The sequence below is a fragment of the Methanosarcina sp. genome, from assembly GCF_049706645.1.
Taxonomy (GTDB): Archaea; Halobacteriota; Methanosarcinia; order Methanosarcinales; family Methanosarcinaceae; genus Methanosarcina.
The window spans coordinates 177,106-198,939 of record NZ_JBNAKP010000010.1 but is presented as its reverse complement, the minus strand read 5'-3'; the positions used below and the strand labels follow the sequence as shown (position 1 = coordinate 198,939).

19 protein-coding genes and 1 pseudogene are annotated in these 21,834 nt (G+C 44.4%); 10 read left to right on the top strand and 10 right to left on the bottom strand.

Annotated features, from left to right (window positions below):
- Positions 1–72 precede the first annotated feature (72 nt).
- The 5 genes from trpD to ACPK8D_RS04265 are packed head-to-tail and all read left to right on the top strand — an operon-like array spanning position 73 to position 4,278.
- Entirely contained in the window at positions 73–1,173 is a 1,101-nt protein-coding gene (gene trpD / locus ACPK8D_RS04285; protein WP_424716601.1) for an anthranilate phosphoribosyltransferase, read from the top strand.
- Positions 1,170–1,880 (top strand): phosphoribosylanthranilate isomerase, encoded by a 711-nt coding sequence (locus tag ACPK8D_RS04280; protein WP_424716600.1) that lies wholly within the window; start codon positions 1,170–1,172, stop codon positions 1,878–1,880. The genes trpD and ACPK8D_RS04280 overlap by 4 nt, the downstream gene beginning before the upstream one ends.
- The gene (trpE, locus tag ACPK8D_RS04275; RefSeq protein ID WP_424716599.1) at positions 1,867–3,510 is read left to right on the top strand and encodes an anthranilate synthase component I; all 1,644 of its coding nucleotides are present in this window, start codon (positions 1,867–1,869) and stop codon (positions 3,508–3,510) included. The genes ACPK8D_RS04280 and trpE overlap by 14 nt, the downstream gene beginning before the upstream one ends.
- A 31-nt stretch (positions 3,511–3,541) precedes the next feature.
- The gene (locus ACPK8D_RS04270; protein ID WP_424716598.1) at positions 3,542–3,679 is read left to right on the top strand and encodes a hypothetical protein; all 138 of its coding nucleotides are present in this window, start codon (positions 3,542–3,544) and stop codon (positions 3,677–3,679) included.
- Positions 3,676–4,278 (top strand): aminodeoxychorismate/anthranilate synthase component II, encoded by a 603-nt coding sequence (locus tag ACPK8D_RS04265; RefSeq protein WP_424716597.1) that lies wholly within the window; start codon positions 3,676–3,678, stop codon positions 4,276–4,278. The genes ACPK8D_RS04270 and ACPK8D_RS04265 overlap by 4 nt, the downstream gene beginning before the upstream one ends.
- A 49-nt stretch (positions 4,279–4,327) precedes the next feature.
- Here the strand turns inward: ACPK8D_RS04265 and ACPK8D_RS04260 are convergent, their stop codons facing one another.
- The 5 genes from ACPK8D_RS04260 to ACPK8D_RS04240 form a co-directional block, all read right to left on the bottom strand.
- Positions 4,328–5,080, bottom strand: coding sequence for a hypothetical protein (locus ACPK8D_RS04260; RefSeq protein ID WP_424716596.1), 753 nt, complete (start codon positions 5,078–5,080; stop codon positions 4,328–4,330).
- A gap of 893 nt (positions 5,081–5,973) precedes the next feature.
- Positions 5,974–6,858: a hypothetical protein gene (locus ACPK8D_RS04255; RefSeq protein WP_424716595.1), complete on the bottom strand. Its 885-nt coding sequence runs from the start codon at positions 6,856–6,858 to the stop codon at positions 5,974–5,976.
- 292 nt (positions 6,859–7,150) lie between these two features.
- Positions 7,151–8,653, bottom strand: a complete 1,503-nt coding sequence (locus ACPK8D_RS04250) for a NosD domain-containing protein (protein ID WP_424716594.1) — start codon at positions 8,651–8,653, stop codon at positions 7,151–7,153.
- 926 nt (positions 8,654–9,579) lie between these two features.
- The gene (locus ACPK8D_RS04245; RefSeq protein ID WP_424716593.1) at positions 9,580–10,389 is read right to left on the bottom strand and encodes a hypothetical protein; all 810 of its coding nucleotides are present in this window, start codon (positions 10,387–10,389) and stop codon (positions 9,580–9,582) included.
- 194 nt (positions 10,390–10,583) lie between these two features.
- The gene (locus ACPK8D_RS04240) at positions 10,584–11,435 is read right to left on the bottom strand and encodes a hypothetical protein (RefSeq protein ID WP_424716592.1); all 852 of its coding nucleotides are present in this window, start codon (positions 11,433–11,435) and stop codon (positions 10,584–10,586) included.
- Between the two features lie 473 nt (positions 11,436–11,908).
- On the opposite strand from ACPK8D_RS04240, the gene ACPK8D_RS04235 reads away from it, so the two are divergent.
- Positions 11,909–12,256: a hypothetical protein gene (locus tag ACPK8D_RS04235; protein ID WP_424716591.1), complete on the top strand. Its 348-nt coding sequence runs from the start codon at positions 11,909–11,911 to the stop codon at positions 12,254–12,256.
- On the opposite strand, the gene ACPK8D_RS04230 is transcribed toward ACPK8D_RS04235, so the two are convergent.
- The gene (locus tag ACPK8D_RS04230; protein ID WP_424716590.1) at positions 12,253–13,707 is read right to left on the bottom strand and encodes a phytoene desaturase family protein; all 1,455 of its coding nucleotides are present in this window, start codon (positions 13,705–13,707) and stop codon (positions 12,253–12,255) included. The two genes, ACPK8D_RS04235 and ACPK8D_RS04230, sit on opposite strands and share 4 nt — an antisense overlap.
- 927 nt (positions 13,708–14,634) lie before the next feature.
- On the opposite strand from ACPK8D_RS04230, the pseudogene ACPK8D_RS04225 reads away from it, so the two are divergent.
- The 4 genes and pseudogenes from ACPK8D_RS04225 (at position 14,635) to ACPK8D_RS04210 (ending at position 17,650) form a co-directional block, all read left to right on the top strand.
- A pseudogene (locus tag ACPK8D_RS04225) lies at positions 14,635–15,229 on the top strand (flavodoxin family protein).
- Between the two features lie 53 nt (positions 15,230–15,282).
- On the top strand, positions 15,283–16,077 hold the full coding sequence (locus ACPK8D_RS04220; protein WP_424716589.1) for a DUF169 domain-containing protein: 795 nt from the start codon (positions 15,283–15,285) through the stop codon (positions 16,075–16,077).
- Between the two features lie 155 nt (positions 16,078–16,232).
- The gene (locus ACPK8D_RS04215) at positions 16,233–17,075 is read left to right on the top strand and encodes a fumarate hydratase (RefSeq protein WP_424716588.1); all 843 of its coding nucleotides are present in this window, start codon (positions 16,233–16,235) and stop codon (positions 17,073–17,075) included.
- A complete protein-coding gene (locus tag ACPK8D_RS04210; protein WP_424716587.1) occupies positions 17,075–17,650 on the top strand; it encodes a FumA C-terminus/TtdB family hydratase beta subunit in 576 nt (191 codons plus the stop codon). The genes ACPK8D_RS04215 and ACPK8D_RS04210 overlap by 1 nt, the downstream gene beginning before the upstream one ends.
- A 291-nt stretch (positions 17,651–17,941) precedes the next feature.
- Here the strand turns inward: ACPK8D_RS04210 and ACPK8D_RS04205 are convergent, their stop codons facing one another.
- From ACPK8D_RS04205 to ACPK8D_RS04190, 4 genes are all read right to left on the bottom strand, one after another.
- Positions 17,942–18,220, bottom strand: coding sequence for an ArsR family transcriptional regulator (locus ACPK8D_RS04205; protein ID WP_424716586.1), 279 nt, complete (start codon positions 18,218–18,220; stop codon positions 17,942–17,944).
- A 251-nt stretch (positions 18,221–18,471) separates the two neighbouring features.
- Entirely contained in the window at positions 18,472–20,040 is a 1,569-nt protein-coding gene (locus tag ACPK8D_RS04200) for an MFS transporter (protein ID WP_424716585.1), read from the bottom strand.
- A 218-nt stretch (positions 20,041–20,258) separates the two neighbouring features.
- Positions 20,259–20,528, bottom strand: a complete 270-nt coding sequence (locus ACPK8D_RS04195; protein ID WP_424716584.1) for a hypothetical protein — start codon at positions 20,526–20,528, stop codon at positions 20,259–20,261.
- A gap of 168 nt (positions 20,529–20,696) precedes the next feature.
- Positions 20,697–21,245, bottom strand: a complete 549-nt coding sequence (locus ACPK8D_RS04190) for an HdeD family acid-resistance protein (RefSeq protein WP_424716650.1) — start codon at positions 21,243–21,245, stop codon at positions 20,697–20,699.
- Positions 21,246–21,834 lie beyond the last annotated feature (589 nt).

Sequence of the window (21,834 nt, the reverse complement as noted above, 5' to 3'; positions counted from 1 at the left end):
AAAAGGACAGTTGCTCGGATTTAAGACAAATCGGAAGCGGAAAAATCAGGAATTCGAAGGAGGCGGGAGAAAATGCAGAGATACATTAAAAAGCTGGAACAAGGACGTGACCTGAGCCCAGACGAAGCCGAAGCTGCAGTAGGCAAAATCCTGAGTACTGCACAGGATGAGGAGATCGGGGCATTTCTGCTTGCCCTGAGGGTAAAAGGTGAAAAGCCCGAAGAAATTGCGGGCTTTGTAAGAGGAATGAAGAAAGCTGCAAACACGATCCGGCCCAGAACCCCTTTCAGGCTTGTAGATACCTGCGGGACAGGAGGGGATGGCCTTAATACCATCAACGTCTCGACAGCAGCCGCAATCGTGACCGCAGCAGCAGGTGTCCCTGTAGCCAAGCACGGAAATCGGGCTGCCACGTCGATGTCGGGAAGTTCGGATGTGCTTGAAGCCCTGGGAATTAAAATTGACCTGGCACCCGAACCTGTCAGGCAAACAATAGAAGAGATAGGAATAGGATTTATGTTTGCTCCGGTCTTCCACCCGGCTATGAAGAGGGTTGCAGGGATCAGGAAAAAACTCGGAGTACGTACGGTTTTCAATATCCTTGGGCCCCTGACCAACCCTGCAGGCGCGAAAGGACAGGTCATAGGGGTTTTTGATAAAAAGCTCTGCGAGCCAATAGCTTTTGCCCTTGCTGAACTTGGAACCGAACATGCCCTTGTGGTGTATGGGGACGGGATGGATGAAATTTCAAACACGGGTGAGACCTATGTTGCAGAGCTCAAGCATGGCAGGGTCTCAACCTATACCCTGACCCCTGAGTCTCTGGGTATGCTGAGGGCAAGCCCCGACGAGATTGTGGGCGGTTCTCCGAAAGAAAATGCCAAGGATTTGCTGAGGATTTTTAAGGGCCAGAAAGGCCCGAAAAGGGACCTGGTAGTGATGAATGCAGCCGCAGCCCTTTACGTGAGCGGGATCGTGGGCTCTATCCGGCAGGCCATTCCTATTGCCGAGGATGCCATTGACAGTGGAAAGGTTATGGTTAAATTCAACCAGTTCAGGACTTTTACGTCAGGGCTTTACGAACAGAACAGTAAGGGCACTCTTCCGGGAAGAGGCATTGTTATGCGCTCCGGAACTTCCGTATTAAGCCCGGCCTCGGGGGAGAGGGCTTGAAATTAAAAACAAGAACTAAAATCTGTGGAATCCGCAACCCTGAAGAAATCGAACTCGCAGCCCTTTACGGAGCCGATGCGGTTGGCTTTATCACGGAAGTCCCTGTTGAGAGCCCAAGAAAGCTCGATTCTGACACTGCTGCCTATCTCATTTCCAGAGTCCCCGAAACCCTGAGTTCCGTACTGGTAATTATGCCTGAAAACTCGGATACGGCCGTGAAACTGATTGAAAAGACAAACCCCGATATTGTGCAGATCCATTCCAGGCTGCCCCTTCTCGAACTTGAAATAATAAAGGAAAAAACGGGCATCCCTATCATAAAAACTCTATCCGTACCTGTGCAGGAGGAAAGTTCAGACGAAAAAGCCGGAAACAGGGCTTCTGTCTCAAGCCTGCTCAAAGAGGTCAGCCTTCTGGAAGAAGCCGATACTGTAGATTCTATCCTGTTGGATACGGCGAGATACGAAAAGCCCGGAGGCACAGGCTGTGTGCACGACTGGACCCTTAGCCGGCGCATCTCAGAGGAAACACGGCTTCCCCTGATCCTTGCAGGCGGGCTCAAGCCCGAGAATGTGCAGGAAGCCATCAGGACTGTTTCCCCTTATGCTGTGGACACGGCATCCGGGGTAGAGACCTGTGGGAAAAAGGACGCCGTGAAAATTAAAAGTTTTATTGAAGAAGTGAGGTGTGCCAATGCTTTCCTTTGACCTTGGAAAAGAAGAATTCAAAGAGCTTGCATCAGGGATAAACCAGCCAGGCTTTATCCAGCTCCTTGCAAGAATCGATACCATTACCTGTTCTCCCCTTGAACTTTACCGCACTCTGCGGGTTTCAGGGACTTCGGGCTACTCATACTTGCTGGAGTCCGTGGAAAAACAGGCAAGCCGGGCAAGGTACTCTTTTGTTGGAAATGACCCCGATGCCGTAATCGAAATAAATGACAGGAAAATTACTCTTGAGCTCCTGAATCCGAACGCTTCACCCTTTTTTAAAGAAATCCGGTCGAAAATCGAGGAGGCCTGCGGGCCTGAAACCGTGAAGGAGGAGAATCCGGAGAAAGAAAACTCAGAACTGAAAAATATAAAGTTCACGGCTCCAGTTCCTCACGGAAAAGATGCTTTCGATGCCCTTCGCCTGGCTTTTCCCCCTGCAAACGGGATGGGGCTCCTGAATGCGCAGCGTTTTGACAGGCAGACTTTCCTGGGCGGGGCCATAGGCTATACGGCGTATGATGCCATCTACGACAGCTGGCTTGGAGCCGAAAAAGGTTTCGAATCCGAGATTCCTGAACTTCAGTACCTGCTTGTTTCGAAGACTTTTGTGTTCGACCATATGACTGAAGAGATATATGTCGCGATTACTCCCTTTGTAAATCCGGATTCGGATGCCGGAGAAATCTATGAAAAAGCCCTGCTGGAGGCTGAAAGGCTTTGCTCCATACTGAAGGAAGCTGCCCTTTCAGGGGTTTCGATAGAAACAGCAGTACCAGGCGAATCGATTTGCTCAGGCTCACCTGCTTTGGGCTGCAGTACTGGAAAGCAGGAGTTTGAGGAATCGGTACTCCAGGCAAAAGAGCATATTTTTGCAGGAGATATCTTCCAGGCAGTCCTTTCCAGGAAATGCGAGTTCAGACTTCAGCAATCGCCTTTCGAACTCTATATGCAGCTCCGGGCAATCAATCCGAGCCCTTACATGTACATTTTTGAATTTGGAGGCCTGGCAATTGTCGGGGCAAGCCCTGAGACTTTGCTGACTGTCCATAAAAGGACTGTAATCACAAACCCGATTGCAGGCACCTGCCCCCGTGGAAAAACCGAAGCCGAAGATGAAGCCTTTGCTTCGCACATGTTGCACGATGAAAAAGAGAGGGCTGAACATGTAATGCTTGTCGACCTCGGGAGAAATGATGTGAGGATGGTTACGGAAAGCGGCTCGGTAAAGGTTTTCGAATTCATGAAAGTCCTGAAGTATTCCCATGTCCAGCATATAGAAAGTACGGTTTCGGGGACCCTTAGGCCGGAATGCGACCAGTTCGATGCTTTTAGGGCGATATTTCCGGCAGGGACGCTCTCGGGAGCCCCTAAAATCCGGGCAATGGAAATTATCTCCGAACTTGAAGCTTCCCCAAGAGGGATTTACGGCGGGGGAGTCGGATATTACAGCTGGAATGGGGACGCCGATTTTGCAATCGTAATTCGGACCGTGCTTATACAGGGTAAGAGAGCTTCAGTACAGGCTGGGGCAGGAATTGTAGCGGATTCCGATCCAGGTTATGAATTCCGGGAAACCGAGCGTAAGATGGCAGCAATGCTCGCTGCTATAGGCGGAGAACTATAAAATGGTTTACAGGTAATTCTGGGGTGAATATATGAAAAAAAGTTTATTCAGGGGCTTTTTACAGGAAAGGAATTCAGGAAACAGGCTTCTCAGAAAAGAAGAGCTTAAAGGAGAAAGGTGTAGAGAAAAAGTACGGCAAGCGGTGAATTCGGGAGGTGCTTTCATATGAAGGTCGTTTTCATTAATAATAAGGATTCCTTTGTCTGGAATCTGGTGGACTACATTTCTTATTTCGAAAAAGATACCCTGGTACTTCCCAATACGGTTTCCCTGGAAGAACTTCGGGAGATAAAACCTGATGCCCTGGTTATTTCTCCGGGCCCGGGGAGCCCTTCTGACTCCAGGGATATAGGAAATTGCCTGGAAATAATCAGGGAGCTGGGCAGGGAAATTCCCCTTCTTGGAGTTTGCCTGGGACACCAGGCAATCAATGTGGCTTTCGGCGGATTGGTCCGAAGAAGTAAGGTCGGGCCAGTGCATGGAAAAAGTTCGAAGATCCTGCATAAAGAATCTGCATTGTTTTCAGCCTTTGAAGGCCCATTCGAAGCGGGCCGTTATCATTCCCTTGAGATTGGCGAACCTGCGCCCGGGATAAAAATTACTGCCAGGGCCGAGGACGGGAGCATCATGGCCGTGGAACATATGCAGTACCCTATCTATGGCCTGCAGTTCCATCCCGAATCCGTGCTTACTCCCAATGGGCTGAAAATAATCGAAAGTTTTCTGGAGATTTCCAAGAATTACAAAAAAAGACAGACGGCTGTATAAACAGCCAGAATTTTCTTATTCCAAGGCTCGTTTTCCCTGGTCATCAGGCTTATTTTTCTTTTTTACCAGCCTCAGTTTCGGGCTCCTGCTCCCCAATATCTCCTTCGTCCTCAAAGAATTCTTCTTCTGTGAATTCCTCATTGGGCCTGGCCGCATAGCCTGCAGGCTGGAGATCCTGGAGCTCTGAAAATTGACCTACAGTTTGTGCAATAAGCTGGGGGTATTTTTCTATTTCTTCTCGTGTTTTGAAACCTGATAATTCTGAGGCTTCTATAATTTCTTCTCTGGCATCTTTTGCTTCCTTGGTCAGATCTTCAAGCTGCTGCCGATTTGCAATATAAGCTATTTCCTCAAGTGCAAGGGTAGTCCACAGAGTTACAACCTCCATTTTCTTTTCAACAGCACCCAGCCCTATTGTCTTAAGCGTATCGAGCGCAATTTTTACAGGTTCAAGCATCTTGAACTGTATCGCTCCTTTTCCGATTTCCTGCGCAGCTTTTGAAAAAGACCACATTGCGTTTGAGAAATTTTTCTCGAGTGCAGTTTCAGAAAGAGATTTAAGGTCGTTAAGAACCGTGGACGCAATATTGTCAATCTTTTTCTGGATGGCTTTGTTACCAATATTCCGGAGTGAGATAACTACTCTCTTTAAATCCGTCTCTAAGTTTGCCTCAAGCAGCTCTTCCCCTAATTCCCGGAGGTAGTCGACATATTGGAGCGCATCATATTCATTCTGTTCTCTTATCGCTCGCTCTCCAGATTCTCCAAGTTCAATAGCCTTTTGTTCGTTCAGTGAGAACATATTAAATCCCCTTTCCAGTAAAATCCTTTAAACAACTCTCGAATTTTAGAATTTAATTATTTATATAGGTTTACTCGGATATTAGCCTTCCTATAATTTTAAAAGTTTGTCGGGAACTTCAAGGTTGTTATTACAAAAAGAGCTTTTTAATGCCCTGAATACTGAATAAAAAAGTTTTAAAAATTTGATTTAATTAACGGATCAGTTGCAAAAATAAATTAAAATAAATTAAAAAGCTAAAAAGGTAGAATCGTAAAATAAGAGTATTAGCATAAAAGATAGTAAAATAGAAAATAGCCAATTTTGCCTGGGCACTTTAGTTATATTTTTGCTTAAAATTAAAATAGAATCTGTACCGAATAACTAACATGTAGATAAAATAGAAAGAGTTAAATACATTTCATGCATAATATATATCATATGAGTAAAAAAACTCATGAGGGATTTTTGGCATATTCTCCTGCATGAGTAAAATCAACCTCCATGGTAGGGGGAAGGGTTCAACTCCTTACCTTCCTCCTACCTGAACAACTGTGTTGAATACCAAATACACGGTAAAAACAAACGGTAAGTAGAATTACTTCACTTCGAAACCTCAAGCTCTTATTAATGAAACGATAATTTGTTTTAGAGAAATACTTCAGTAATTTATTTAAAACTTATGGTTTCAAGTAAGTAAGAAATTTTCAAAGATTAGGCTTAAAATTACCTCTTTTCCATTCCATTCCTTGAAGCCTCTTTACCAACTTTCTTCAGAGAAATAGCCGCAAGTAGAAGGAGTAGGAGCACATTCTTACTGGCCAGCTTTATCCCGAGAGCCATAATAAAGAGTTTGTTTACATAAGGAGTTTGTTATGCAAAGAGCTGAGTTACATAGCCTCTCTTTTCTGAATTTAGAGGGTAGATTGGATTTTTTTCTGAAGGGCTTTTATTTCCTGAAATTTCTCCATCTTTTCCTCAGAATCCATAGAGCCTGCATCTGTAAAGTTGTCCAGAGCTACTTCCGCTACTACTGAAGAGTTATTTAGAAGCCTTTCCTCAGCCTGGACACGCAGGGTTTCAAGTGCCCACTGGCACTGTAAAACCGCGTCACTAAGCCCTTTCCTTACAGATAGCTTTCCTATTTCTTCTATGGAAAGCGCTGTTGAGCTCAGGGCTTCGTCAAAGTAACTTTCCGCCGCTAGCTTACCAATTTCCTCAAGCAAAAGCAGGCTGCTGACAGTTTCAAGTTCAAGGCTTTTTGCCGCAACCTTTTTCCCGATTTCTCCCAGGCCGGTTACTGCATTGAGCACAATTTCCTCCATACCTCTTCTGGCAGCAGAGCTTCCTATCTCTTTAAAGAGTAAACAAAAGGCAATTGTTTTTTCCTGATCCCACTGTTCTGAGGAAAAGTTCCAGATCTCCAGAAGGGTTGTAGCAGCGACCTTTGAGCCGGCTTCAAGCGAATGTGCAGCCGCAGCCTCCCCGATTTTCCCGATTGCTATAGAGGCCCTGCCCAGGGCGGACTCAAATCCCCTTTCTGCTGCTGTCCTTGCCAGTTTCCCGAGGGACAGGACAGAATTAATGGTAACTAGCTCCATATCTCTTTCTGCAGCTGCCTGTGCGGCGTTCTCAATTGACAGAATAACTCTCTCGGCATCTGCCTCTTCATTTTCAGAAAGGAAATCTGCCGCAATTCCTGTAAGGGAATCCAGGGCCTGGAAAGCTCTGCTCTCATCTCCTTCGTCAACTGCAGATAAACTTACTTCAACTGCCTCTGCCTCATTTAGTGTAATCATTCTTTTTGCCCCTCTTTATTGGTAGTACAATACATTAAGCTTCAAATTTTTCCCAGCAGATTTTTAATTGTTGCCTGTACGTTTTATTCGCATACTGTCAATCTCGGATTGTTGTGTAAGGTACAGGGCCTGCACAGGAAATAGAGTCTGGCTTACTCTATGAAGTTACGAGATTATTAGTGTTACTATTTTGTAAGCTAGACGATTCATTAAAAAAGAATATTACCCGTTTTTTTGCTGAAAACGGGTTTTGAGTCAGGTCGAGATTAAGTTTGCTAGCCAAAGCTTCTTTTTATCCTGATTTACCTTTTACTTCGTAGGCAAGGGCATGTTCCAGAACTTTTTCAAATACTTCTTTATCCTCCAGTCCGACAATTCTTGCTCTGATTCTATCTGTGGTAACATTTCCATCCTGCTGCATGTAAACGTATTTTCCATTTTCAATGCCCATAATTACCGAAGAGTCCGGAATATAGCCGACCTCAAAATAGGTTGCAAGCTGGACATTCTGATTTATATTTACGGACATAATCGTTGCATTTTCTCCGTACTCGGCTGCCAGCTCGTCAAGAATGGGTTTCATGGACTGGCAGGCTCCGCACCATTCAGCTCCGAGTCTCAAAAAGACCGGACCTTCTTCAAGGGATGTGTTTATCTGCTCAAGTTCGGTCGTCTCGACAACAACGCCTTTTTCCCGGGTACTCGGAAACTTCACAGGGTATTTTTTATTAAATAAAGTCAATAAGTCATTGCCATTAGCGCTCAAAGTTTCGGAATTATTGCTTGAAGAAAGCCTGTTTACCAGAGGCATATAATCCGTAGCTCCGGCCGTCCGGTTGATAAAGTACTGGGCATCTATTATGCCGTTTCCATCAGCATCCGCTCCTGTATGGTTATCCCAGAAATTACCTGTCGAGCTACTGTTCCAGATATTGTTTCCTTCGTCCACGGCATTAAGCCTGTTAATAAATTCATTCTCATAGAGTGAATTGTTAGATGAACCGCTAAGATATACCCCAATGCCGTTAAGGTACACATTGTTACTGGTCAAAAGATTGGACTCTGCCTTCTGGCCGCGAATTCCATATTCGTTTTTCAAAATGAGATTATAAGCAAGCTTATTCCCCTGAGACATCCGCAGGAAAATCCCTATTTCGTTCGAGCCTGCTGTATTGTTAACAAGGGTATTGTTAATGGAATTACCCAGTGAAATTCCCTGGTTATTTTTCACTACCAGATTATTTGACAGTATATTCTCATTAGAGTTATCAAGCGTAATTCCCTTATTCCCAAGGCTTATAAGATTTCCTTTGAGGTAGTTGCCCTGAGAATTGTTGAGAACAATACCCAGATCATTAAGTACCAGCGTATTGTTGCTTAGTGAGCAGTTCCGCACGCTTTCAAGGTAAAATCCGACCTCTTCGGACATCTCCGTTCCGGAGGGCCCTCCTACAATATGGAAACCATCTACTGTCACGTTGCCTGAGTTGATACTGAAGACAGCATTATCAGGCACTACGCCTATAACATAAGTACAGTTATTCTGGCTGCCTGAGAGAGCAGAATGTGAGATAATTATGAGTTCCTTATCTACTTTTATATTTTCCCTGTATACTCCGGCGTTTACAAGGATTGTATCTCCGTTTTGCGCATTGTTGACAGCTTCCTGAATAGAACTATAGTTTCCTTCCCCATTGCTGCCTACGGTTATAACCACAGCATCGGCCTGTGTTACTGCTGTCCCAAGCATTAAAAGGAAAATTATGAGAATAAACTGAGCTAACTCCTCTTTCATGAACCAATAACCCCCTGATTAATAAAGTTATCCCGGCAAAAATAAATCCTGCTTTTATAATAACCCGTAAGGATAATAATTTGGAATAATAAAATCATTTTGAAATATATATTCTGAAAAATGAACCTTAAATTCTAAGTTTTCTCAATATTCTCAGGAATAGCCAGAATTAGCACTGCTTTCAGTAATTTGCAGATACAATCGCTTAATGCAGTCAATCAAAAATCGAAAAATAACAAAAAGTCCCTTAACTTAATGGAGCTCCAGCTTTACAATGTGTGGCTCATTATCTGTAGCTCGCGCTCTGCATATTAAATTATATTATTCTTATAGAGCCTATCCCAAAACCCATATTTATTCTCAATTATCAGAAATATTCATGATTGGTTTCATAGTCATAAGCTTGATTGGTTGCTTAAAAACTGGATCCAAAGAAGTAAATTTTGAGTTATGGGATAGGCTCATATTATAAAATGAATTGTCCCAGTCGACAGATTCAGGAACCGGAGATAACTGATTTATAGCCTTTCCATTATCCTACTTTACTGCTTGTGAAAAAGATGGCGGCCTGGCTTCGAACCTGTGAATAGCTGAAAATTCTTTTCCAGCCTGTACTGAAATCCTTTCCAGCCTGTACTGAAATCTTTTTTCGACCCGTAACCGGGCTTCCCGAAAGCAAAAACGTGCGAATTTGTTAAGATTGAATACTTGATAAGATTAAGTTGGAATTATCAGATTGATTTAGAATTATCAGGTTGATTTAGAATTATCAGGAGTATCTCCGTTTTTTCCTGCTGAGCAGTCCATCTGACAGTTTTTTTGTTCGGGATTCTTAGTTTAAGAGCTTCTCCTGAAATCCAGGGCTTCCCTGGACCGGAAACAGATTGAAACTATTCAGAGCAACTGAATTAGCCTTTTCGAAGCCTTCAATCCAGAGATTCGGCTTCGTGTATATATTCCGAGCCGTTGAGAGTGTCAAGGGCAAGTTTTGTCATAAGCATATGGCTTATTAAAAACCTTTCTTTGACCTCAAAAATCATAGTTCCCAGAGAATTGGCAGCTTTTATGATTATATTTTCGAAATCACTGAAATCCGTGTAAGAAGATTGGTTTTCCGAAAGGGCAGGAATATGCTGAAGGAAATCGGCTTCTCCTCCCTGTTGAACAAACAGGCTGAAAATACCCGGAAATTCTCCGGAGAAGATAATCGCCTCTTTTCCATGAGGTTGAGATAAGAGGACGCATGATTTTGGAGGGAGGAATCCTCCGTTTTCAGGAACCCGGATACTCTGCTGCCCGAAAGTCTCTTTTCCTATTGACCCTATAGCCAGAGCTGCAGCCAGAGCCTCTCTCTCCGTTTTCTGAAGCGACGCGGAATTCGCAATTTCCCCAAGGTATGAGACTGCGATCCTGACCGCTGACTCCATATTCTGCCCAACTGCCGCTTTCCCGATTGCACAGAGAGAGTAAAGGATGCTTAAACCGGTGTCAGTCATTTTCTGCTCTCTTGCAATTTCAGCCATCTTTCCAAGCGAAAAAAGCGATAAAAATACCCCGATTTCCATTTTTTGAAAGACAGCCGCGCTACCTATATCTCTTATGCTGATAACGGCCTTTTTTGCATCGAGCTCGAGTCTCTTGTTTATATATTCGGTTCCCCGTTCCGTAAGGAAATCTATGGATCGTAGTACACCAAGTTCATCATTATCCTTAACTGAAATTAACCCGAGGTTCATTGCCCCAGTTTCGTTTAAAATAGACGTTCAGAACACCCCACTAAAAGTTCTTATATCGGGAAAAGGCACCGTAAAGCCAGATAATTCTTCCTGCACTCCTTTCCCTATGAAGAAAGCAGATATCGCGATTCGATACTGAGCTGATTAACTTTGATAAACTTAACAAGAATACTCACTAATCTGAGCGGAAAAGTTCATAAGCCCGTACCTGGAGATCTCTTCTTTCCCCTTGAAATTTTATTCAGCTTATCTTCCAGTCTCTCAATTTCCAATCTTTCAAAGTGCAGGAGAGCCACTTCAGCAATTATAGACGCGCTCATCAGATAGCGGTCCTCGGCGTTAAATTTAATCGTTTCAAGTGAATAGGCTGCCTGGAGCAAAGCCTTATCAAGCCCCTGCATGTCTGCAGTCTTTCCTATATCCTGAATAGAGCGGACACTTATATCCGCAGTTTCTTTCAGGTTTTTTTCAATAGCCCCGGTTCCTATCTCCTGAAGCAATAGTTCGGCGTTTAATGCCGCGTCCTCAAATTTCTGGCTTGCCGCAACCTTCCCGGTTTCCCCTAGAAGGGCTACTGTGCTGCTTGCGACATCCCCCAATCTCTGCCATGTAACGCTTTTTCCAATTTCCCCAAGAGCAAAAATAACTGCAATTGTTTCCTTTTTGGCTCTTCTGGAAGCCGCGGTATTTCCCATCTCACCAAGGCAGGAAGCTGCGATCTTTGGGGAAATCTCCATTTTTTGTCCTGCTGCGGCCTTTCCGATTTCTCCAAATGCGAGTGCTATGCTCACAAGAGCATTCTCCATGTGCTGCCTGCAAGCTTCTCTGGCAATGGGAGAAAAAAGCAGAAGCGTATTAATAACGACCGGCTCAAGCCTGGAAAAAGCTGCCGCTTCTCCTATCTTTTTAATATATTCGATTAATCTTTTTGTGTCGCTTTCCTGTCCTTCTTTTGCATATTTCAATGCAAGCTCGGAGAGGTAGTTAAGGACTTCTTTAATGTCGGCTTCATTCTTTTCATCAACCAGATTAAGTCCCAGTTCCAAAGCCTCGTTTTCATCGAGCGGTAGAATCCTTCATGCCCCCAGGTTCTCTCTCAAGTAAGTATGGATATGTGAGGATATGAGCTTTATCATGAGAAAAAAGCACTATTCATGAATTTTTTTTCTCTGAAGGAGAGGAAAAAACTGGAAAAATAAGCCTCATCCCGTCTTCCCTTGTGTCTGTAATCTTTTCTCTTAAGCAGCTACCCTCTCCATATTTTTACAAATCCTTTTACCATCCGAATTTCAGGATGGAAGCATTGCTTGTAAGAAATGCACCTGGCTTACTACCCTGTCTTCGTTTTGTCAGCAGTCATCAGGCTTGGTTTAGATCTCAGCGGCCGGGAAAACAAATTTGCTCAAAGCAGGATAGTTTCTTTCACAGGAAAATCGAGATAAAAGTGAAAAAATTTAATAATAGAAACGAAAAAGGGTTCGATTAACTCTGCCCTCACCTGAAAAAGATAAGAAAAAAGATGAATGACGCAATATTAAGCAAAAAGCCAAAGACACTTGCTATAAGCCCTGCTTTCGCAACTGCATCTTCGGATTTTTTCAGCCTCAATCTGGCCAGAATGATCCCGAGAATGGAAAAAGGTATTGCAAAAGAGGTTGAGAACAGGCTTCCTGCACCGAGCCAGAAAGAAAGGGAAATAATTACACTTATTATTCCTGATGTAAGGCTGAGAATCCCCTTCAATCCTGAAACACCGCTAATTTTAACTCCTCCTGCCCGAAACTTTGACAAAAAAATCGGTCTGCCCTTCAGTTTTAACCATGACAGAGTGTTTTTCTTTTGTTCTAATGTAAAGCAGAAACTTTAATGGAGATTCCCATCCTCGTTAAGAAGTTTCAAAAGCTCGATGATTGAGTATGAAGCCCGGGTAATTCCCATGCTGCGCTTATCCGTATCCGTGCCCGCTACATAAAGATTTCGTACAGGGGTTCGAATATCTGCGAATTTCCCGTTAATCGTGACTGCGGCTTTTTCCGGGACCATTATCTGTTCGTGCTGCATATCTATATGCTTTTCGAGATTCGGATGGGCACGGAAAACCATTTCATAGGCTTTTTTAAGCTCCTGCTCCTCGCTTTTATTTTCGTCGATCACGAAGGAAAAACCTATAAGCTGTTTATCTTTGGGGGCAAGCGAAGGGTCATAGTTACTGATAGGCATCGCCCAGTAGGCGAAATCCCTGAACCAGATCTCCGAGCCTGTATAATTGAATTCGGGAAGCTCTCTTTCCAGTCCAAGCCAGATGGTCAGGCTTTTGCTGTGGACTATACCTCCCAGATTTGCCTTATATTCCTGAGGAAGATCTTTTATAAGGCTGGGAAGTTCAGTTGCGAAACCGGTGTAGACAACGAGATCAGAGGTATAAATTTCATCGGCCTCGACACCTGAAACCTTTCCATCCTGTACAAGAATGGATTTAACCTCACATTCCTTTTTGATTTCAACGGTTTCCGGAAGGGAGTAAAGGATAGCGTTGAGCAGGGCTTTTAAGCCTTTTCTGGGGTAGCCCTGGGAGTAATTTACATTATTTGTTGCAAGCCTTTCCAGAGAGGCAAAAGGATGGGTGACTCTTGTCATCCTGGCCTGAAGCGAAGCGTGGAGATGATACGGGAGGATTGAAGCAAGGATAGACTCCGCAGACTGGGGTTTTTTCGGCTCCAGTCTTCCGATCATTGCATCAAACTGCTCCTGGGTGATACTGTCCCTGACAAAACTGCTTCCCGACAGGACGCGCTGGGCAGAGGTTTCTTTCATTGATCTGCCCGATAGGAAAGCTGATATCGTGTCCACAAAGTCATAGGTATCCTTTGAAAGGTTTTTCGGCAGGAAATCATACACTGATTGATTAGACAAGTCTATTCCGAATGAGGAAAGAGTAAAAGCCTTTGTAAGGGTCTGGGAAAGCAGAACCCTGTCCTTTCTCGGAAGCACATCAAAAGTCACAAAATCTTTCAGGTTGGAGGGGACCTTAATAAGGGAATTTTCGGTCCTGACATAGTAATGCCCATAGTCCTCAAATACAGGCAGAAAATCAAAATAGTTATCCATCAGCCTCTTCAGGGGCCCTTCAAACAGATGGGTTATAGCGTGTGCTCCTGTATCCACCTGATAGCCATCTACCATGTAGCTGTTGCAGTTCCCACCCAGATGCCGTTTTTTCTCGAGAACAAGGACTTTTTTCCCATGCTTTGAAAGCGTCAGCGCCGCCAGAAGCCCGCTTATGCCCGCCCCGACAACAATTACATCGTATTTTTTCATACCCTAAACTACCTCAACTTTTCCAGTGAATTAAGTTATAATTTAATGCAGTTATGCACTCCATTTTTCTCAACTCACAACAGAATTCCACACTAGTGGAAGGGTTAAATAAATATGTGAAACTATAATAAATTACTCTAAGTCCGGGGTATCTTTGAAATCATATTACATGCTTATATTACCAGCTTTTATTAATTCCCCGGCTGATATTGTACTACAATAGAGAAAAATAGTATTTATAATTAGCAGTCGTTATATAATAAAGGTCATCAAAAATGTGGCGTACTTATTTTTTAGTGATATTGCTTGCTACGAGTTCAGGGTTTTTGAGGTAGATATCGCAAAAATTAGAGAAAAACCGCCATTTTCTTTCAGTGCATCCCAGGGTAATTCTCAGCCGTGACATCCCTGCTTATTCAAGGATTTTATTAATATTATCTTCCATGTGTCTCACTGGATAGGGATTTTCCCGATTTCATGTCAGATAGGGAGAGAGTACCCTAAAGCGTATAAGAATAGAAATAAAGTTTTTCAGAGCCTTTAATTAGAATTCTTTAAAGTTTATTCCTCTATGTTCACTCTCTTAAACTTAAGGTAAACCAGCAGAATTCCAACGAAGCCGCCCAGGGTTAAATATTTTATAATTTTTTTCACTCCTACCACTATAACATGCCCCTTTTTTTTAATTAGTCAATATGTTGTACATGTATTACAAGTTTTCCTGCGAAGAACTTAGTTGATACTTGATACTCTATGGGAAGAATCTAAAGACATTCAGATTACGGAAAGAATATTCAAAAACGATAGAAAGCTTTGTGATACAGTTATCCTTATCACATATACCTCTTTAAAAGTTATAACGGAGATAATAAAACTTCAGTTGAATACAGCACTGTAATTTTTGTAAAAATAAACAGAGATGAAGCTATGAAAATAGTTGGGATACAGTCAAGTCCGAGAGGCAAACACAGCAATACTTTAAAACTACTGAACGCAGCCCTGGACGGAGCCGCAGGAGCGGGAGCAGACATCGAGTCAATCGATATTGCAAAGATGAAGATCAAATACTGCACTGCATGCAATTGCCGACGGCATAGTTTTGAGCAGCCCTAATTATATAACGAATGTGACCGCCCAGCTCAAGACCCTGTTCGATAGAAGTCCGCTTGTTATTCACGAACAGCTCTTTGACGGAAAATACGGCTTTTCCCTGACAACCGCAGGCAGCGATGAACTCGATTTTGTCCTTGGAATTATGGATAATTTTATAGTACAGTGCGGAGGCAAAACTATCGGAGGGGTGGGATGTTCGGTGGCGAGGGGGCCTGAAGCAATGGAGGCAGCCCTTGTAAAATCGCGTGAAATGGGCAAAGAGCTTGTTGAAGTGATAAAAGAAAAGCGACAATACCCTGAACAGGAAGCCAGACACGAAGCCTGGAGAGAACGGTTCAGGTCTGTCATCCTGCCAACAAAGAACACTGGGCGCATAACTGCGATTACTGGATGGAAAAAGGCTGGTTGAAAGAATAATAGTTTTTCAGAGAGACTGTCAGTTAATTTACAGGTAGGTTCATTATGTTAAGCCCTGGAGAAATGGGGAAAAAGCTTACAGAAGCCGGCAGGTTGAAATTACGCCCCTTATGTGTTTACGATACGGATGAGATTCCAGAAGGAGCCGTTCCATCATACACGGTAGACCGCTGTATAGCAAAGGCGGCTTATATTTCCGCTTTCTTTGAAGAGACGCCTTCCTTATATATTGAAACAGGCCACGAACAGTGCTGCGCCGGCGGATTAGTATGGATGGGGCTCGCAGAACCGCACCCGAAACTGAAGTACTTCGTGACTGTGGGCACGCCAGACTTCCATGGCGGCGCTGCCGAGCATTTAAAGGCAACTCCTGAACTGTTCGATGAGCTGAGAGAGCGAGCAGGAAAAATTGTCCCACAAGGCAAATACACAGTCATTGCCCCGTGCACTGCCGACCTTATGCCGGAAACTGTCAGGTCTTTTATTGTCTTTGCAGGCGCCGAGCAAATAAGGAATCTCTGCGGACTGGCGCAGTTCAGTAACTCAGATCCCTTTTTTAAAACTGTAATCTCCGGAGGACCTACCTGCGTTACAATGATCGCTTTTCCTGCGGGCATGTCAGAAAATGCGCCCAAAGACTCGGCTTATGTCGGGCCTGTCGATCCTACCGGAAACCCCTGGCTGCCTCCCGAATTGATGATCATGGGCATTCCTTCGGGGCTGGCGCAGCAGATGGGAGCCGACCTGGAAGAATCTTTTATCTGCAAGCGGAGCAGGATAGCGTATCCTGAGAATCGTATAGCCATAAACAAGCCGACAGTTAAAAACATGCGAGAATAAAACAGAGTCAGGCCCCGGCATATAAGGATAAGATTTATTTAAATCCAGGCATGTAATCTCAAAAAACTCAGAATTTATTTCTGCAGGCGATGAAGGAAATTAATTCCCTCTCCTGCACTTATCTTTCTATTATTTGATCCGTTTTTGGTGATTCTTTGTCTTCGAAACTCAGTCGTGAAACCTTTATCCGGTCTATTGCAGACCTTTTAAGAAAAGCGGAAATAGAACTTCCTGACGATGTAGTGGACGCACTCAGGAAAGCCGAAGCCGTAGAAGAAAATCCTGTTGCAAAATCCCAGCTCCAGGCAATCCTGAAGAATATTGAGATTGCAAAAAAGCACGAAGTTCCCATGTGCCAGGATACGGGAATAATGATCTTTTTTGCAGAAATCGGGACCGAATTTCAGCCCGGCTTTGACCTGGAGGCAGCAATCAGGGAGGCAGTAATCCTGGCAACAGCCGAAATCCCTCTCCGCCCGAATGCAGTCGACCCGCTGACCCGAAAGAACAGTGGAAACAATACAGGAGCCGGAATTCCGGATATTCACTGGAAATTCGTACCAGGGAACCAGTTAAAGATCACTGCTGCCCCTAAAGGCGCAGGTTCGGAAAATATGAGTTCGCTACGTATGTTAAATCCGACAGAAGCCGGGAGTATCAAAAACTTCGTGCTCGAAACCGTAGTAAACGCCGGAGGAATGCCCTGCCCTCCCCTGACCATAGGAGTCGGGATAGGAGGTTCTTTTGATGCGGCAGCCAGGCTTGCAAAAGAAGCACTGCTTGAGCCCCTTGATGCCCCTATGGAAGGCCTGGAAAGAGAAATCCTTGAGGCTGTAAATGCTCTCGGGATAGGCTGCATGGGGCTTGGAGGCAGCACAACCACCCTAGCAGTGCACGTAAAAACCTCTCACTGCCATACAGCATCCCTTCCGGTTGCAGTAAATATCCAGTGCTGGGCGAACAGGCATGCTTCGGTTGTGTTCAGGGGGGAAGAATAATGGAATATTACCTGCAAACTCCGCTGAAAATCGAGGATATCGAGAAACTCAGGGCCGGAGATATAGTCTATATCTCAGGAGAAATCCTGACTGCCAGGGATGAAGCCCATGCAAGAATTCTCGAAATGGGAGAAAAGCGAAAAGAACTTTCTTTCTCTCTTCAAGGGGCAGTAATCTACCACTGCGGCCCCCTTATGCAGCAAACCGGAAGTGGCTGGAAAGTTGTCTCAGCAGGCCCTACAACCAGCGGCAGGATGTCAAAAATGACGCCTCCTCTCCTGAAAGCTCACGGAATTCGGGCAATCATCGGAAAAGGCGGAATGAAAGGCGTAGCCTATGCCCTAAAGAAAAGATGTGTTTATCTGGCATATACAGGCGGATGTGCAGCCCTTGCCGCAGAGTTAATCAAAGAAGTAAAAGCCGTCCACTGGCTTGACCTTGGAATGCCTGAAGCAGTCTGGGTGCTCAGGGTGGAAGAGTTCGGGCCGCTTATTGTGGGAATTGACGCAAAAGGAAAGGATATCTTTGCAGAGGTAAGGGAAAAAGCTCAAAAGCAACTGGAAAAGCAGGAGTAAGGACAGGAAAGCTTGAAATATGGAAATAAACTTAAAAGCGGCTTCAAATCGGAATGAAATCAGTAATTTTCGGTAGCTGGCAGCAGGATTAATGGCAGCGGAGATTAACGGCAGCAGAGATTAATGGCAGTGAAGACCGATGGCAGCGGAGATTACTGGCAATCGGGATACATCTCCGAATCTTGATTTTAGTATTCAGCAGTCTGCCGGATTCGCAGCCTCAGGAAAAAAGGTTCTGTAAAACTCGAAGTTACAATATATCTAAATATCTGAATATATCTGAATACCGGCTCAATCGTGGTCATCCTCAAGCTGCCTGAAGGCTTTCACAAGGGACTCCATTTTTCGGACAATAATTCTCCCGAGCAGGGAAAGCTCATATACCCTATCCTCCTGAATCACGAGCCCGTTTTCTTTTAACTTTTTAAGCTGGGGCAGGATCGCGACTGAATTTGTATCTAGCTCATCATTGATTTCTTCAATGGTCCGAGGCTTATCTTTGAGAAGGAGAAGCAGCTCGGTCCTTTTTTCGGAAGAGAGGAGCACTGTGATCAGGGAAGATCTCATCATCTCTACTGCAAGAACTGTAGATATATATATTTATTCATTCCCGATCTATTAATTTCATGGCAAATTACACAAGAGCTTAATTGGCAGAAAAGCCCTGTTTTTAAAAGAGAATTGCCACGAGAATGATAAACAGATTTTTACCCTCAATAAAATGAATGAAAAAAAGAAAAAGCATTTTCATACTGAAATATAGTTCAGAAATTATTCTTCCAGCCTTAAATCTTTTCAGGTTTTTTCAAATATAGGCTGCCTTACTGCTCGGTTTGCGGAGGAACCAGAATTTCAGGTGGCAGGAAGATCGAAACGATTAAGCCCACTACAGCAAAAATCACCAGCCCCCAGAGCGAAGCTTTTATCCCCTCAATGCGGGCGGTTTCGTTGATCCTCAAGATCTCCTGTGAAACGTCAGGAGGGGCGTCTTTCAGGACAGCCTGCAGTTCTTCATCGCTCAAAAAGCGGGCATTCTCCTCTACTGACGATATCACAGAGGGCTTGAGATCTTCCGGAATAACAGTACTGTCATCGATGAGGGCAGTGGCTCCTACCACCAGACCTGCAATGACAATGGAGCCCATCAGGGCAGTCCCGAGGGACATACCCAGGTTCTGAGAAGCGCTCATAAGGGCAGCTGTCTCGCTCGTTCTTTCAGGAACTACCTGCGAAAGTACCAGGTTCATTACCTGAGACGCTATAAGCCCCCCACCTATACCAATTAAGGCAAACCCGGTCAGCAGGCCGAGCCCTCTGACCTCCACATTAATGGTAGCGACAGCCAGAAAAAGCCCTGCAATAAGTATGAGTAACCCAGCCTGGATGATGCGCTTTGGAGATATAAGGGCAGATAACCGGGATGCTGCAAGCGAAGCAATTAAGAGCGGTATGGAGAGGGGGAGGTAGAGAAAGCCTGTCTGCATTGCGTTGAGGCCCAGGGCGATCTGAAAGAAGAGAGCCATGCTGAACAGAAAACCTCCAAAAAGAAGGGTCTGAACCATCTGAGTAAAAACGCCTGAAGTAACCCCACGGTCCCTGAGTACATCGAGCCTTATGAGTGGCGTCTTCCCCAGACTGATGACGTGACGTTCCCAGAGGGCAAAAATCAGCAGGATAATAACTCCTGCAAAAACAAACACCGGGGTAGGGGAAAGACCGAACGGGGAAATTTCAATCCCTCCTATATAATAAGGCTGACGTGCATTCCACCACCCATAGATCCCTGCCAGTAATACGCCAAAAACAATAAGCCCCACCCCAAGTGCAGAGAGTATAGTACCAGTTATATCCAGCTTTGGTTTCCCTTCAGTCTCAAGAGGCGCATCAAGAATATATCGGCTTAAAAACAGGACAATGACCACGATCACCACCTCCCCGGCAAAGGCAAGCCTCCAGGTGTACCAGGTTGTCAGCCAGCCTCCTATAATGGGCCCGAGGGCAATTGCGCCTGCAACAATTCCCCCTATTATGCCGTAAGCAAGGGCACGGTCCTTCCCACTGTAGTTTGAGGTCACTAGTGTCTGGATAGCAGGCATGACAAGGGTTGCCCCAAACCCTTCAAGGATCGACCAGCCTAAAAACAGTACAGCCATTGTCGGGCTGATTGAAGTAAGGAGAGAACCAGTACCGTAGATGACCAGTCCTACCCTGAATGCCTTTTTTCTGCCAATAATATCTCCGACCTTCCCTCCGGTGATCATAAATGACGCCATTACGAGGGCATAGAGTGTAATGGCAGCCTGGACAGTGGCAACATCCGTATTAAACTCCTCGATAAGTGCCGAAATTGAAACATTCATAATTGTCGTGTCAATAACGAGTATAAACATTGCAAGTACGAGTGCAGCAAGTACAGTCTTTCTCTCTATGTTATCGCCCCCTATAAGTGGGAATAAGACCCGAGACCTGCGGTAAAGAAGATCCTCTTATCCAGTCGCAGGCAGGCTGCCCTCCAGATAAATCCCTCCAGATAAATAGAACTGGAAGTCAGGAGCCTTTTTTTCATCACTCTGAAAATCATAATCTACAGCCAGGGCACAGCTACTCCTTAATCAGTCCCGAATGCTTCCCTAACCCCCGGTAGCATGATATAGATGAGGATAAGGGCGTTCACGATAACTGTAAAGTTTACATCATACCATGAGCCGCCTGTAACCAGCACCACAAAACTCAGGCACAGATTAAATATCGTGATAATGGCCAGAAACATCCAGGCCTCCCGGTCTACCTGCCAGAGCATCTGAGCCACCCACGCCCATATATAGGCGAGCAGACCGTATAATAGCGCGTACCAGAAGTTGAAAATGCGGATATCCAAAGCCCCTAGAAAGGGCAAAAATCCAAGAAAACGAAGCATTACAATAGCGTTTATAAATGCCAGCAATACAGCCAGAGCGGCTAGTATAGTAACACCAATAGGTCTATCCATATTCCTGTCTCCTATTTTTTTCTTTGTCTCCTGTCTTTATCTTGAAAAACTCCCTCTTCAGGTTCGCATTTTTAGCCCCCAGATCAGTGACCCGATTCCCCCGATAATAAGGAAAAAACCGAATATCCAGGGTAGTATCAGGACTCCTGCCAGCGAGTTGGTTAGAAGGAGCAGGCCGAGGATTATGGTAAGAATACCGAGGATTCCCGTACCCCATCCCCCTCCTTTAAGGGCCAGGACAACTTTTACGACCCCGTTGATAACAGCCCATACCCCTATGAAAATAATGAACAACGTAAGAACTATGAAAGGACTGTAGATCGGATACGTCAGTATAACGACTCCTGCAATAATGCTCAGGATACCCGAAAGCAGTTTCCATACCCTGTTCCCCGAAAATATCAGCGCTCCTATAACAGAAAGAATCCCTTCCGCCAGCCAGAAAATACCCAGAAGCTGTACGAGAAAGATAGTGGTTGCTGCAGGCCTGTATAAGAGGAATAAGCCTACAAGAATAGCAATAATGCCTTCCAGAAGGACCACCCACCAGGGTACCTGCAGTATATCATACCCAGTCTCGTAATCAGAATCAATTGACTGTTCCATAACATCAACTGGTTGTTCCATTAGAATCCATCTCCCCAAACTTTAGTTCTTCAGCCATAACTTCCGCAGCCAGAATACAGATGTGTGCAAAGCTAAAGAGGTATCACTTATCTGGATACGGATTTCATGTTTCCGGATGATTTATCTACACTCAGGAATAGCCAGAATTAAAGAGAATATAGCCTTCCCCCACGAGGAAGAATAATATTCTCTTTCCGGAGCAATTCATTGATGGAATTAACCAATGGAATTCACCAACCTTTGCAATCTACCCCTAATAAACCCCAAACCTCGCTATGAAAGAGTATTAACTGACCGTATTTTTTCCATCATGAAAGCACTGGAAGACGCTGGCTAAAATAAACTGCTTATCCACCACTTCGGATGATGAAGAGAGGATGTTATACGACATCAATTTCAATATTAATTCCCTCTCCACACTTGGCCAAACACGAAGCAGTAATATATAAAATTATATACAAATTATTATATATAAATTAACTTATTATTAATTCTCACAAAATGCTTTGCTAGTTGGGAATAAATGTTCGAGAAAGATAGACAAAGAAACAGATAAAAACGAAAAACA